Consider the following 13679-nt stretch of genomic DNA (forward strand, 5'->3'; position numbering starts at 1 on the left):
TTAGGGAACAATATCGTGATAGAAATCTACTCTCCAATACTAGAAAAGCAGATGCAAGATTACTATGAATCTCTATCGGAGAAAGACCGTAGGCGGTATGCAGCGATTGAAGCAAAAAAGCTTGGGTACGGGAGGATTGGATACATAAGTAAATTGTTGGGATGTAACTACAGAACAATCAATAGAGGGATGGAGGATCTGGAACAGCAGAGTAAAACCAGCAGTCCAAGAATTCGCCGTCCAGGAGGAGGAAGAAAAAAAGCACTGTTAACGATACCTGGAATCAATGAAGCATTCCTGACGGTAATAGAAACACACACAGCAGGTTCTCCAATGGACGAGGATATTAAATTTACACAGTTTGGTTTTATTGTGTTCACCTACTTATTGCTTTTTGTCACATCGTAGAAATCTGCGGTTAGGACTGTGTTAAACTATAAAAAATAAATTAAGGTGATGAAGTTGCTATGGTATTAACAAAACCAATCATTGCACCACCAACTACATCTGAACACGATCAAATCACACTCCCCGACCATACACAACTGCCAGATTCAGATGGAACTTTTGTGAAAAATTTTCAGGAACTACCCCAAAGTATAATTCTCACAACTTCTATAGAACCAATTTTACAAAAACTACACCCTGACGGACGATATTGTATTGGACAAGATAGTGGTATTTATTGGCGAATTACAGAACCACCAGTGAGAGGAGCAGAAGCACCGGATTGGTTTTATGTTCCCCATGTTGCCCCTTTATTAGCAGGAGTATATCGTCGTTCTTATGTAATGTGGAAAGAAATTGTTGCTCCATTAATTGCTATTGAATTTGTCTCTGGTGATGGTTCAGAAGAAAGAGATACTACCTCATTATATGATATTGATGAACAAACTGGAGAACCAAAGAAAGCTGGTAAATTTTGGGTATATGAACAAGCAATTCGCATTCCTTTTTATGCTATTTACGAGGTAGAAAAATCATCGGTTGAGGTCTATCATCTTGTAGATGGTAAGTATGAGAAAATACCAGCTAATGAACGAGGGCATTATCCGATTCCACCAATGGGAGTGGAGTTGGGGATTCAACAAGATACGGAAATACCCTGGTTACGTTGGTGGACTGGAGATGGTGAGATGTTGTTGACTGGCAATGAACGAGCGGATGAGCAACAGCGAAGAGCAGATGAACAACAACAAAGAGCAGACGAGGAACAGCGAAGAGCAGATGAGCAGCAACAAAGAGCAGATGAGGAACGCCAACAAAAAGAAAAATTAGCGGCTTATCTAAAATCTATCGGTGTTAATCCTGATGAAATTCTGTAAAACCTATTTAGGGTTTGCTGATAGCGTAGCGTGGCATTAGCCATATAAACCTACAACCCAGACCCATGAAGAGTTTTATCTGTATAAAAGGTAAATGAGGTGCAAGAAAAATATGATCATAGCATCAAAAATCGCTCAATTTTCCAGACTTAATATTACTTCTAAATCCTCCTGATAGCGCAGCGTGGCGTTAGCTATACTCCTGAATGGGCGCAAGCCCCCCTACCTCCTGATAGCGTTTACATAGTGTGCCGTATCCCTGCGGGAGCCGGAGGCATCAGGGGTGGTATGGTGCGTCAGATAGAGGAAATCTGTTTTTTACCAAGTTATCGAGTCTGACGCACCCTACAAATTGAGAATTGACAACTGACAATTTACGCTTTAGTGAGAATTCTTTGAATAATTTCGACACCAGAGAAGGCTTGCCATGCAAAAAGCCCCAGAATAGCAAAATTTAACAATATATGAGTTATCCGCGCCCAATTTGCGCCTTTTTGCATGAAGGGAGATAGAGATGCGGAAAAAGCTATTAAACCTGTCATCCCTAATCCGGCTAATAGATGCGGTCCGACAAATAACTTACCATTATTAATGTAGGTAACAGCCATGCCACCGATTGAACCTGCCACCATCAGAGCTAACATAATAGAACCAATTTGGTGATGTTTGATGGTATAACGCCCTTTAATTAGTTCTTTCTTTTCTTCTCCCTGAGCATTTCTGGTACGCTGTACTTGTAATCCTAAATATGCAGCATACAAGGAAAGTGCTAATAGTACCCACATAGTAACTGGGTGAGCAAAGTTCAACCAGAATCTGATTGTTGGAGTTAGTTCAAAAGCCATATTTTTTACTTCCGATTATTAAATCTTCATAAAACTTAGCATACATTTATTTTTCTTACGTAGAAATTTTTCAATCTTGCCAAAGTGTAATCTGGAGTTGGAATCAGTCACATCTACCGAAACAGGATCTAACCAATGATAGAAAATCAAGATAATTCGTTGTTAAAGGCTGTGAAAACTGGGGATATACAGGGAGTATTTACGCTGCTGTCCGACGGTGCTAATGTGGATATTAGCGATATAAATGGAACTACAGCATTGATGTTTGCGGCGAATTTAGGTTATACAGAAATTGTGCGATCGCTCTTAGATGCTGGTGCTAACATTAACTTAACCAGAAAAACCTATAATTTAACAGCACTAATGCTGGCTGCTAGTGCTAATCAAATAGATGTTGTTAAGTTGTTAGTCTCTCAAGGAGCAAATGTCAATGCTACCAACGATGATGGTAGTACCGCATTAATGATAGCAGCACTGAAAGGTCATCTTGAGATTGTACAAATTTTATTAGCCGCCGGTGCTGACATAAGCATTACCGACAAAGATGATGATACCGCGTTCAAACTAGCCATAAAACACAAACATCCAACAGTAGTTAAAGCATTATCACAAAATAACCATATTGTCAATAGTCAAGATCCAGAGGGTGATACAGGATTAATAATTGCCGCAGATTTAGGCTATTTAGAAATAGTCCAAGCATTGTTATCATCTGGTGCTGATGTCAACATCAAAAACGTTGATCATGGAACAGCATTATTAGCAGCCACAGCAACGGGCAACACTGCTATTATCACCGCTTTATTAGATGCAGGTGCGGAAATTAATCATCAAGATAAAGAAGGTGAAACAGCCTTACATCTTGCCGTTGTCGAAGAATATATAGATGTAGTCAAAATATTAATCCAACGAGGGGCAGATGTGCAAATTAGAAACCATTTGGGAGATACACCCTTATTAATAGCCGCATTCCAGGGATATAGCGACATAGTAGCAGTTTTACTAAATGCAGGAGCAGATATGGAAAAGAAAAACTTTGGCGAAGTTGCGCTCACCTTAGCAGTATCCCAAAGACATTTCCCAACTGTCAAACTATTACTTGATTATGGAGCAGATATTAATAAATTAGCAGATGATGGTAAAACCGCTTTAGTCAAAGCCATAGCTGCCAACTATCCCGAAATATTCCAATTACTATTAGAAACAGGAGCAAATGTGAATCTGCAAAACCCCGCTGGCGCAACTGCTTTAATGTTAGCTGTAGCAGAAGGTTATAGTCAAGCAGTAGCAATACTACTACAAGCTGGGGCAGATGTAAATTTAAAAAATCAAGGGGGTTATACAGCCTTAATGATTGCCGAATTCAATAATTATCGTGGTATTTGTAATATGTTAAGACAAGCTGGAGCGCAGGAGTGATAGACGTTGAATTATGTAAATATGAATTATTTTCACCCAAAGGTAAGAGTTTTCAAAATTAAATTCAGGGAAGTAAATTTATGCTTTCACCAGAATTCAACCAGCCAGATATGCGATTTTTAGAATACAAGCAAATAGAAGTGCAAGTTTCATCAATTCTGACTGCTATTAAACCTGCTAATCCTGCTTGTTCTAATTTTTCATAAATCCAAGCAGCGATCGCCTCACTAGTTGGTGATTCTAAACCCATAGATTCATTTAAATAATAGTGATCTAAATAATTCTCAAGCAAGGGTTCGAGGTATTTCTTGATTTCTGAATAGTCCATGACCATACCCTGTTTAGCACCTTCTGTTACTAATCTATCACCAGCTACATAAACAACTCCACGCCAACTATGTCCATGCAGCCGGGAACATTTACCATCATGATAAGGCAATTTATGTGCTGCTTCAAAGCGGAATTCCTTAGCTAGTAGCCACTGCTGATTAGTCATTGTACTCCGATATACTTGTGTGTTTGTAAAGATAGTCTATAGTCAGGTTTTTGTTGTAATATCTGGAAAATCAGCGGTAGTGATTTCGAGGAACTGTTCCACTCAGGTTGTAAGTAGACAAGCAAATTAGGGTGAGTAGATAGATATTTTTCGTAAAAATCAAGTTCTCTACCAGTTTCTATGATTATCTTAACTTCATTAGCTCGACTCCAAAACTGACCTTGCACGGGATATTTAGCATTAAGATGTTCCTTGGGAGATAGAGTAATCCAAGCTGCGGGGGAAACTTCTTGCCAAAAAGAGCCTGATGTTTCAATGCTAACCAACTTATCTGCAACTAACAAAGCTTGTACTAATTCCGGTAAATACTTATGAATAAATGGTTCTCCACCAGTTATTACCACTCTGGGAGATTTTATTTCCCCTAGAAGTTCAGCAATAGGACGTTCTATTCGGGGTAAATTTGCTCTTGGGTCAGCATAACCTGTATCACACCAAGGACAAGCAACTGGACAACCAGATAAGCGAATAAAGTCTACTAAGCAACCAGTCCAGTACCCTTCTCCCTGAACTGTACTTTGAAAAGTTTCATGAATTGGTAGCTTGATTTCTAAAGACGACATTTTTTAAATCCATAACCTCTTTGACTACCAGCTTGCCATAGAAAGAGGAAAAATCTTTAGGACTTACGCAAGATTTGTAGGGTGCGCCAGACTGCGTAAATCCTGCAAATAAACAGATTGTTGATATCTGATGCACCCTACCAATGTGCCAATTGCGTAAGTCCTGCTCTTTTTATTGCATGGGGGGTTTTATGTAAAATTTATACTTTACTTAAGTAAATATTGCTGGATTTAAGAATAATTAATTAGATAAGATTTTGATAAAAATCAACAATTTACAAATTATTAAAAAAGAGAAACATCAAGATGAAATTCTTACACGACAAGGGTAGAAAGAAGTAAATTCATCTTTCACCATTACCTTGTTTCTGCCTTGATGTTTCCTACTGTGCTAGATTTGAACAATATACATTTTTTTATTTGAAGGGGAAGTATTAGAATTATCAATTTTTATGTAAAAAAAACTACGTGGATTATAAATCAATCTATCTTAGGTGTGGTTTTCTGAGCATTTGTGGCACTTTCGAGTAATCATAAAGAAAAAATTAATTTTTTTTGAACAATAAGATCCCCGACTTCTCTAAGAAGTCGGGGATCTGAGTCTGGCAATGTTCAAAAATCAAATATGATGACTATATATTTTAACAAAACAAAAAAAATGCAAATTATACAGAGTCTTCATACTGCTATTCTAGTCACTGATTTAGAACAGGCTGAATATTTTTATAGTCAGGTGTTAGGACTAAACAAAGTAGAACGCCCTCTAAAATACCCTGGTGTCTGGTATCAAATCGGTAATTATCAACTTCATCTCATAGTTGCGCCTGTTGTACCAACCGATAAGCAACAGGAAAAATGGGGGCAAAATCCTCATATTGCTTTTGCTGTGGTTGATTTGCAGGTTGTGAAAGATGAGTTAATCGCTAAAAATTATCCTTTTCAGGCTAGTGCTTCTGGTCGCGCGGCAATTTTTATTAAAGATCCAGATAGAAATATTATTGAACTTAGTCAACAATGAGATTATTCTCCATGACAAAAGTTAAAATGGGTAGATTGTGAAAAGATAAATAGCAAATGTTTTGGGCTGATAAAATCGCTGCTGATGCAGTAGGCTACCAGGTAGTTAATGATTCTAAGACTCCATCAGGACGGGTACACGTTGGGTCTTTGCGGGGTGTGGTTATCCATGATGTGATTTACCGGGCATTGAAACACGCAGGTAAACCTGTCAAGTTCTTGTATGGTGTGGATGACTATGACGCACTGGATACAGTTCCAAAATACTTAGATCAGGAAAAGTTTTCTCCTTATTTGGGCTTTCCGCTGTGTAATGTGCCTTCTCCTGGTGATGATGCTAGTGATTATGCTAAATATTTCATTGGTGAATTTTTTGAAGTTTTCGAGTATTTAGGAATTAAACCAGAAACTTATTTTCTCCGCGATTTATATCGTTCTGGAAAACTTAATTCCTATATTGACACTTTCTTAAAAAATGCCCATTTGGTGAGAGAAGCTTATAAGGAAGTAAGCAAAGCTGACCGTCCAAATAACTGGTATCCTTTTCAAGTTATTTGTGAAAATTGCGGTAAGATTGCCACAACTGTCACGACAGATTATAACGGTTCAGAAGTATTTTACACCTGCAAACCTGATGCAACTGATTATGTAAAAGGTTGTGGACATTCTGGCTGGATTTCTCCTTTTAATGGTAATGGTAAATTACCTTGGAAAGTTGAATGGGTGGCTAAGTGGGATGTGTTGGGTGTAACTATTGAAATGGCTGGAAAGGATCATTCTCAAAAAGGTGGTTCTCGTGATGTTGCTAATGCGATTAGTCGCAAGGTTTTACAAAAGCAACCTCCTTTTCATTCTCCCTATGAATTTATTCTGGTAAATGGGACAAAGATGAGTTCTTCTAAAGGAGTTGGTTCGAGTGCTGAAGAAATTGCGGCTTTACTTCCACCGGAATTACTGCGCTTTTTAATGTTGCGAACTCAGCCAAGAACTGTCATTAATTTTGCGCCAAATTATGAAACTACTACTCGTTTATTTAGAGATTACGATACTTTAATTAACAAGTATTCTAAATCTCCTGAATTAACGGAGGAATTAATGCCGTTATTTTACGCCCAACTAGGGGATGAAGTTAAAACTTTCCAACCTTTTGATTTTAGTACGTTAATTTCTTTGTTGCAAGTTCCGCGTTTAAATATTCAAGATGAGGTTGTCCAACGTAGTCCACAGCCTTTAAATGAGTATGATCAGCAAATTATTAATCAAAGAATTGCTGCTGCACAATTGTGGTTACAAGATTATGCAGATGAGGAAGAAAAGTTAGTTCTGTATTTGGAACAAGTTCCAGAGAAAGCTAATGATTTGAACTCTGAACAAGTTGCTTATTTGCAAAAGTTGATGGAGAATTTGCAAAATATTCCTCATTGGGAAGCTGAGGCATTGCAAACTATAATTTTCTCCACTACTAAGGAGTTAGGGATTCAACAACCAATTGCTTTTAAGGCTTTGTATCTATCTTTCTTGAACAAAGAAAAGGGTCCAAAGGCTGGTGGTTTGTTTTCTTATCTGGAGAAGTCTTTTGTGCTTTCGAGGTTGCAAGATGTTGTGGCTTTGAATGCAGGTAAGGAAAAGGTAGAAGTTTCTTAATTCCTTGTTCCCTGTCTCTGACAGGGAATACGGTTTATGAGGCTCTGCCTCTAGTAGTCTGTCAACCCGAAAATGACTAGGGTAGGGGAGGTAGGGGAGGTAGGGGAGGTAGGGGAGGTAAGAACAGAAACAGAAGTTTTTTCCGATCATTACCCGTCAAAATAAATTTGACGAACTACTAGATTATCAGAAGTCAGAGCCTTCTGGATTGCATTCCCAGCTAGAAGCTGGGAACGAGGAAACGAGGAAAACGAGTTATGATATCTCTTAAGTAGTGAGACAGAATTAATTACACAATGTCATTGCGTTAGCGTAGCGTGGCGTTAACCATATGGAACGAGGTGAAATGAAGCAATCACAACCCTGGCGATTGCTTCCCTTCGCTCGCAATGACTGTAAATATTTTTGTCCAATTACTTACTGTCCTTAGTTATTAGGTTGATGTTATTAACAAATTATCAAAAAAAGTACATTTTTAAGGTGCGTCAGATGTCAAAAATCTATTTATGGCTGGCTGAGTTATCGAATCTGACGCACCCTACAATAGGTTGGTGATTTCAGCGTTTGGCTAGTTGTGGAGTTTTTCCTTTTAAGCCAATCATTAATTTCAGGGCGAATATTTTTACGATGGGAACTCGCTGCATAATCCATAAACCTAAACGGCGAACTATGACTATTGGTAAAAAGTTGTTAGAAAAAACTCTATCTAATAAATCGGTGAAACCTAAAATTGCGAGGTTTTCTTTTTTTCTCCAGCTTTCATATTTTTTGAGTATGGAAATATTACCAATATCTTGACGATTTTGATGGGCTGTTTGGATGATTTCGGCTAATGCGGCTGCGTCCCGAATCCCTAAGTTTAAACCTTGTCCACCAACAGGATGACAGTTATGGGCGGCATCACCTATTAATGCTAATCTGGGGAGAACATAGCGATCGCTCTGCATTAACTGTACCTGAAAAATAAATCTCTCTCCCAATAATTCCAATTTCCCCATTTGCTGACCATAGCGTTTAGTTAGTTCCGCTAAAAATTCCTCATCATTCAACGCACACAAAGCTTTTGCTTCTTCATGGGGTGCAGTCCAAACAATGCGACAACGGTTTCCCGGTAAGGGTAAAATGGCAAAGGGACCACTAGACCAAAATTTTTCATAAGCGGTGTTATTGTGAGATTTTTCTGGTTTCACAAAAGCCACAATACAGGATTGCCAATATTTCCACCCTTTGGTTTTAATGCCGGCGGCTTGACGAATGGGAGATTTTGAACCATCAGCAGCGACTAACAATTTGCTGCGAATTATCTGATTTTCGTCGCCAATTTTGATATTAATAGCAACTATATCTCTTTCGTTTTGTGTACTTACTACTTCCGCTGGACACAAGATGGTTACATTTGCACAACTTTGAACAAATTCCTGTAAAGGTGCTAACAGCGCATAGTGTTCTGCTACATAACCTAATTCTGGTGTCCCTAAATCATCGGTTTGGAAGTTCACCACATCAGGGTAATCAGCATCGGAGAGGCGCACTTGGTTATATTTAGCAATGTTGGGGAGAATTTTGTCCCATAAACCAATTCCTTGGAAAATTTGGGCGGATAGCAGATGTACAGCATAAGCCTGTCCTTTAGCCACTGCGGCTGATGCAACTCTAGCTTCAATGAGGAGAATCTTTAAACCAGAATCTTTTAAAGCTGCGGCTAGGGTTAAGCCGACAATGCCACCACCGACTATGACCAAATCATAATCATATCCCCAGTAGGTTTCTGTGGGGGCGTGGGGGGATGAAAGGGTAGGAGTAAGCGGGGAGATGGACATTGTGAAGATAAATTACATAGTTTTAATTATTATTGTGACGCGATCGCCACTGATGATCAACATACAACTGAATTTAGAAGTAAAACTGGCTTACTGTCTGGCTTTGAATTTAGATCCTATACCTCATCCATCTGCAATCTACTGTAAATAAAAGAAACGATCACAGATTACATAGATTAAACAGATCGAGTGATCGTGTAGTCTTTGATAACCTGTAATCGTTGTTTTCCGCTTACATTCTTTCCCCGTTGGATTTACTGAATGTTGCCATTAATTATTTCTACTGTGGAGTGGGAGTTGTTGTAGGTTTAGCTGTGGGTTTGCCAGTAGGTTTGCCAGTAGGTTTACTGGTAGGTTTGCCAGTAGGTTTGCTGGTAGGTTTAGCTGTGGGTTTGTCGGTAGGCTTGGTTGTAGGCTTGGCTGTAGGTTTAACATTAGAAGATTGAGCAGTCTTAGCTTGAACTCCAGGAGCGGAGATGGACAGAGGAGAAGCAAAAGCTAGAGCCAAAACCAAAACTTTAATTAGGTTCTTCATAGAGGATGCTGTATCAAAAAGAAATGACAGGATTAATTCATCTGTAATTATACCTGAGTTCGACGGAAGAGAATAACTTACAAGTGTTGACTGGAAAGAGTTTCAGGATTAAATGAATTTTTAGCGGTTATCAATAATTTCCGGTTATTGACAATTTCTTGGGAATAAATAATATAAATTGTAAATTTTTCTTAAAAACCATTAAATAACATTACTAATCATACTCAAGATTGCACCAAAGATTTAAGAATAAAGTAGTTGTTTGAGCAAGGAAAAATGGACAATGGAATTAGAACAATTATTTTGTGCAATAGATGATTTCTGTTTGGATTTTGAAGCAAAATTGAACTCAGAACTAATTTCGAGCCAGTCACAAAAAAGAAAAAGAAAAAGTCGCTTATGTTTAAGTGAAGTCATGACTATTATTGTTCATTTTCACCAATCAAGTTATCGTAATTTTCAGGACTATTATCAAAAAAGCATTTTAACAATCTACCACAGATATTTTCCATCTTTAGTGAGTTATAATCGCTTTGTTGAATTAATGCCTGATGCTTTACTGCCTTTAATTTGTTATCTTAATAGTCGAAAAGGTCAATGTAGTGGCATCTCTTTTATTGACAGCATGGGTATTCCTATTTGTCATAATAAAAGAGCAAAAAGAAATAAAGTTTTCCGTGGCTTATCGGGCTGGGGCAAGAGTTCTGTGGATTGGTACTTTGGATTTAAACTTCATTTAATTATTAATGAACAAGGCGAATTATTAGCTTTTCAAGTTACTCCCGGAAATGTTGATGACCGGAAACCAGTTCCTACTTTGGCACAAAATTTATGGGGAAGACTTTTTGGAGATAAAGGATATATTTCTAAAAGTTTATTTCAGGAACTATTGGAAAATGATGTGAAATTAATTACTCCTTTTAAGAAGAATATGAAGAATAAATTAGTTGAATTGTGGGAAAAACTTATGTTAAGAAAAAGAGCTTTAATTGAAACTGTCAATGACCAACTTCAAAATATTTCCCAAGTTGTTCATTCTCGTCATCGCAGTATTTCTAATTTTATGGTTAATATTATTGCTGGTTTAATTGCTTATACTTGGCAAGATAAAAAACCTTCTTTAAAATTAGATAAACATGAAGTAACTTCTCTACCAGCTTTATTAATTTAATTATTTTCATGCAATTAAATTGTGAGTCCAAAATATTCAATTTTGGATTGTTTTCTCTTGTTTATTTATTGTCAATAATCATTGCTAATTGAGAAAAGCCCGATATAATTAGTTTTCAGGATGATTATTTATATCGAACTCAGGTAATTATAATCACAAATGCGTAAATTTTGCTAATTTTTAAGTGCAAACGGTATATAGTTATTCACTCCCCCCTCTACAATTATCGAAACCCTTGATCTCTGATTAAAGATAGGGGGGAGTATGAACAGTTACAACGGTAAACGGTATTGTTTTACCTAATTGACTTTTTTAGCTTAACCGACAGAAGCCCCACGACTGACCCGAAGGGCAGCGTGGGATGAATGGCGCGTGAATTAACGACAGTTTTTCGACCAAAGCGACAGCAAGGGAGAAAAACATGGAGGCAATTCACAAATCTTGTGTTACACTATTTTATAGTAAATACCTTTCACTCTAATATGTTAAGAGTTGTCAAGGTCAGATTATATCCAGATGCCCAGCAACAGCAATCATTAGCGCAAGCTTTTGGCAATTGTCGCTGGCTATGGAATTATTTTTTGAATTTGATGAACGAAACATACAAAGAGACAGGTAAAGGGCTGTCTGAATACGAAGTCAAAAAGATAATTCCTCAATTAAAAAAAGAGCATGAGTGGTTATCACTAACTTATTCTCAATGCTTGCAACAAGTCTGTTTAAATCTGGGAGTTGCATTTAACAATTTTTTTGAAAAAAGAACTAAATACCCCAAGTTTAAATCTAGGCATGGCAAGCAGTCTATTCAGTATCCTCAAAATGTTAAGATTGCCGATAATCAATTAATCCTACCGAAAATAGGGAAAGTATCAGCAATTATTCATCGAGAGATTGAAGGGAAGATTAAAACTGTAACTATCACCAAAAATTGCAGTGAACAATATTTCGCTGCTATTTTATTTGAAGATGGCAAGGAGAAACCAGAGTTAATTGCCGAAGGTAAAGCAATAGGTATTGATTTGGGATTAACTCATTTTGCAATTACCAGTGATGGTTCTAAATTTGACAACCCTCGAATACTGAATAAACATGAGTTGAACTTAAAAACAAAACAACAGCAATTATCCAGGAAACAAAAAGGCTCTAACAGCCGCAATAAAGCTAGAAAGAAAGTTGCTAGAGTCCATAGAAAGATAACTAATTGTAGAGAAGATTTTCTCCATAAACTATCTCGTAGGATAGTTAACGAAAACCAAGTTATTGTGGTGGAAAATCTTAATGTTAAAGGTATGATGCAAAATCACTGCCTAGCCAAATCTATTCAACAAGTTGGCTGGGGAATGTTTTGTACCATGCTGAAATACAAAGCAGAAAACGAAGGGAAGATTTATCAAGAAGTTGATAGATTCTTTCCTTCGTCAAAAACTTGTCATGTATGCCTTAATCAAGTAGGTAGTTTGCCACTAGATATAAGATTCTGGACTTGTGAAAAGTGCCAGACCAAACATGACAGAGATATTAATGCAGCAATAAACCTCAGAGATGAGGGACTACGAATTTTGACCTCTGGAACGGGGGGTAAAGCCTGTCGCCCAGAAGTAAGTCGCAGTAATAGAGGACGAAAGAAATCTACTACTCCGCTTTCTGTTGGGCAGGAAGCCGACACTGTACCGTCAGGTCAGTGTGGGTAGTTCACTTGATCACTTTGTCCTGCTATCACAGATTCGATAGTGAGATTGATGTTATTTTATTTTTGCACAAACTCTTTTATCCCCATCGCCATACAAACTATGACACTCAATTTATATTTACTGCGACATGGCGAAACTACTTTTAGTCAAAGTGGTAATTTCTGTGGTGAAACTGATGCAGATTTGACACCAGCAGGAATGGAAATGGCATCTAGTTTTGCTGATATTTATCAAAAATTGGACTGGTCGGCGGTTTATGTTAGCCCAATGAAACGCGCAATTGCAACCGCCAAGCCATTTTGTGATGCTGTTGGGATGGAGATGCAGTTGAGGACAGGACTCAGAGAAGGTAGTTACGGACAATGGGAAACTAAGAGTAAATTGTTTGCTCAAGAAAATTATGCAGAAAACTATGTAAAATGGTTGACAGAACCCGCTTGGAATGCACCTATTGGTGGAGAAACTGCGGTAGAGATTGCTAACCGTTCTATGCCTGTAATTGCGGAAATTCAAGAAAAACATCCCCAAGGTAATGTTTTAGTGGTTTCCCATAAAGCCACGATTCGGATTATGCTTTGCAGTTTACTGGGGATTGATTTGGGACGCTATCGTTATCGGGTCAATATTTTGGTCGCATCGGTAAGTATGGTGAAATTTGATGTGCATGGACCTTTGTTGGAAATATTAGGCGATCGCCATCATCTACCAGATCATATTCGCTCTCGTGCCGGAACATAATATAGCAGGAGTCACGGAGTCAGGAGTCACAGAGTAAAAACCTGTTGTGGACAGAGTTTCATGAATACCTACGGTACGTTAACACGAACAACTCATGTCCTAACCACCTTGACCGTTGCTATAAATCAAAACTTTTTAAACGCTTTCTTATTTACCCTCAAGCCAAAATATTTCCATTAACTCTACTTTAGGTAGTAGCAATATTTCTTGAGGCTGAGTAATCTTAAACTTATTAATGCCTGAAAAACGTGTAAGTACCCTGGAGATCATTTCAGGGTCTTTTTTTATGTCAAGCAGGAAGCAGGGGGTAGAGAGTAGGGAAAAATAATTATTCTTATTACCATTACCCATTACC

14 protein-coding genes are annotated in these 13679 nt (G+C 37.8%); 9 read left to right on the top strand and 5 right to left on the bottom strand.

The genetic code is table 11. The features are described from left to right. Positions 1 to 15: 15 nt before the first annotated feature. Both NG743_RS15370 and NG743_RS15375 read left to right on the top strand, forming a co-directional pair. Positions 16 to 408 carry a hypothetical protein gene (locus NG743_RS15370; protein ID WP_257120376.1) on the top strand — a complete coding sequence of 131 codons (393 nt, stop codon included), beginning with the start codon at positions 16 to 18 and terminating at the stop codon, positions 406 to 408. Positions 409 to 467: 59 nt separating this feature from the next. Continuing rightward, positions 468 to 1325 (top strand): Uma2 family endonuclease, encoded by an 858-nt coding sequence (locus NG743_RS15375; protein ID WP_035082620.1) that lies wholly within the window; start codon positions 468 to 470, stop codon positions 1323 to 1325. 374 nt (positions 1326 to 1699) lie between these two features. On the opposite strand, the gene NG743_RS15380 is transcribed toward NG743_RS15375, so the two are convergent. Further along, entirely contained in the window at positions 1700 to 2170 is a 471-nt protein-coding gene (locus NG743_RS15380; RefSeq protein ID WP_027403592.1) for a DUF4079 domain-containing protein, read from the bottom strand. 135 nt (positions 2171 to 2305) lie between these two features. Here NG743_RS15380 and NG743_RS15385 point away from each other — a divergent pair, with 135 nt between their 5' ends. Continuing rightward, positions 2306 to 3589 (top strand): ankyrin repeat domain-containing protein, encoded by a 1284-nt coding sequence (locus NG743_RS15385; protein WP_257120377.1) that lies wholly within the window; start codon positions 2306 to 2308, stop codon positions 3587 to 3589. A 64-nt stretch (positions 3590 to 3653) separates the two neighbouring features. On the opposite strand, the gene queD is transcribed toward NG743_RS15385, so the two are convergent. Beyond that, a complete protein-coding gene (queD, locus tag NG743_RS15390) occupies positions 3654 to 4085 on the bottom strand; it encodes a 6-carboxytetrahydropterin synthase QueD (protein ID WP_257120378.1) in 432 nt (143 codons plus the stop codon). Continuing rightward, the gene (locus tag NG743_RS15395) at positions 4082 to 4708 is read right to left on the bottom strand and encodes a 7-carboxy-7-deazaguanine synthase QueE (protein ID WP_027403595.1); all 627 of its coding nucleotides are present in this window, start codon (positions 4706 to 4708) and stop codon (positions 4082 to 4084) included. Before NG743_RS15395 ends, queD begins: the two co-directional genes overlap by 4 nt. A gap of 658 nt (positions 4709 to 5366) precedes the next feature. Between NG743_RS15395 and NG743_RS15400 the strand changes: the two genes are divergently transcribed. Together NG743_RS15400 and lysS are read left to right on the top strand one after the other, a co-directional pair. Next, entirely contained in the window at positions 5367 to 5726 is a 360-nt protein-coding gene (locus NG743_RS15400; RefSeq protein ID WP_257120379.1) for a VOC family protein, read from the top strand. Between the two features lie 56 nt (positions 5727 to 5782). After that, positions 5783 to 7369, top strand: coding sequence for a lysine--tRNA ligase (gene lysS / locus NG743_RS15405; protein WP_027403597.1), 1587 nt, complete (start codon positions 5783 to 5785; stop codon positions 7367 to 7369). A 557-nt stretch (positions 7370 to 7926) separates the two neighbouring features. On the opposite strand, the gene NG743_RS15410 is transcribed toward lysS, so the two are convergent. After that, on the bottom strand, positions 7927 to 9189 hold the full coding sequence (locus NG743_RS15410; protein ID WP_027403598.1) for an FAD-dependent hydroxylase: 1263 nt from the start codon (positions 9187 to 9189) through the stop codon (positions 7927 to 7929). A gap of 1 nt (position 9190) precedes the next feature. Between NG743_RS15410 and NG743_RS15415 the strand changes: the two genes are divergently transcribed. Further along, on the top strand, positions 9191 to 9340 hold the full coding sequence (locus tag NG743_RS15415; RefSeq protein ID WP_160170641.1) for a hypothetical protein: 150 nt from the start codon (positions 9191 to 9193) through the stop codon (positions 9338 to 9340). Between the two features lie 129 nt (positions 9341 to 9469). Here NG743_RS15415 and NG743_RS26705 read toward each other — a convergent pair whose 3' ends face one another. Continuing rightward, complete coding sequence (locus NG743_RS26705) at positions 9470 to 9724, bottom strand: PT domain-containing protein (protein WP_027403599.1); 255 nt, start codon at positions 9722 to 9724, stop codon at positions 9470 to 9472. Positions 9725 to 10007: 283 nt separating this feature from the next. Between NG743_RS26705 and NG743_RS15425 the strand changes: the two genes are divergently transcribed. From NG743_RS15425 to NG743_RS15435, 3 genes are all read left to right on the top strand, one after another. Further along, positions 10008 to 10895 (top strand): IS982 family transposase, encoded by an 888-nt coding sequence (locus NG743_RS15425; RefSeq protein ID WP_027403600.1) that lies wholly within the window; start codon positions 10008 to 10010, stop codon positions 10893 to 10895. A gap of 482 nt (positions 10896 to 11377) precedes the next feature. Then, on the top strand, positions 11378 to 12586 hold the full coding sequence (locus NG743_RS15430) for an RNA-guided endonuclease InsQ/TnpB family protein (RefSeq protein ID WP_027403601.1): 1209 nt from the start codon (positions 11378 to 11380) through the stop codon (positions 12584 to 12586). Positions 12587 to 12685: 99 nt separating this feature from the next. Further along, a complete protein-coding gene (locus tag NG743_RS15435) occupies positions 12686 to 13324 on the top strand; it encodes a histidine phosphatase family protein (protein ID WP_027403602.1) in 639 nt (212 codons plus the stop codon). Positions 13325 to 13679 lie beyond the last annotated feature (355 nt).

Origin of the sequence: Dolichospermum heterosporum TAC447 (assembly GCF_024584745.1) — a bacterium.
GTDB classification, from domain to species: domain Bacteria; phylum Cyanobacteriota; class Cyanobacteriia; order Cyanobacteriales; family Nostocaceae; genus Dolichospermum; species Dolichospermum heterosporum.

What these genes read in the sequence shown, in the direction of transcription:
- NG743_RS15375 (WP_035082620.1), top strand. Translation starts at nt 468, where the DNA reads ATGGTATTAACAAAACCAATCATTGCACCACCAACTACATCTGAACAC.
- NG743_RS15380 (WP_027403592.1), bottom strand. Translation starts at nt 2,170, where the DNA reads ATGGCTTTTGAACTAACTCCAACAATCAGATTCTGGTTGAACTTTGCT.
- NG743_RS15385 (WP_257120377.1), top strand. Translation starts at nt 2,306, where the DNA reads ATGATAGAAAATCAAGATAATTCGTTGTTAAAGGCTGTGAAAACTGGG.
- queD (WP_257120378.1), bottom strand. Translation starts at nt 4,085, where the DNA reads ATGACTAATCAGCAGTGGCTACTAGCTAAGGAATTCCGCTTTGAAGCA.
- NG743_RS15395 (WP_027403595.1), bottom strand. Translation starts at nt 4,708, where the DNA reads ATGTCGTCTTTAGAAATCAAGCTACCAATTCATGAAACTTTTCAAAGT.
- NG743_RS15400 (WP_257120379.1), top strand. Translation starts at nt 5,367, where the DNA reads ATGCAAATTATACAGAGTCTTCATACTGCTATTCTAGTCACTGATTTA.
- lysS (WP_027403597.1), top strand. Translation starts at nt 5,783, where the DNA reads ATGTTTTGGGCTGATAAAATCGCTGCTGATGCAGTAGGCTACCAGGTA.
- NG743_RS15410 (WP_027403598.1), bottom strand. Translation starts at nt 9,189, where the DNA reads ATGTCCATCTCCCCGCTTACTCCTACCCTTTCATCCCCCCACGCCCCC.
- NG743_RS26705 (WP_027403599.1), bottom strand. Translation starts at nt 9,724, where the DNA reads ATGAAGAACCTAATTAAAGTTTTGGTTTTGGCTCTAGCTTTTGCTTCT.
- NG743_RS15425 (WP_027403600.1), top strand. Translation starts at nt 10,008, where the DNA reads ATGGAATTAGAACAATTATTTTGTGCAATAGATGATTTCTGTTTGGAT.
- NG743_RS15430 (WP_027403601.1), top strand. Translation starts at nt 11,378, where the DNA reads ATGTTAAGAGTTGTCAAGGTCAGATTATATCCAGATGCCCAGCAACAG.
- NG743_RS15435 (WP_027403602.1), top strand. Translation starts at nt 12,686, where the DNA reads ATGACACTCAATTTATATTTACTGCGACATGGCGAAACTACTTTTAGT.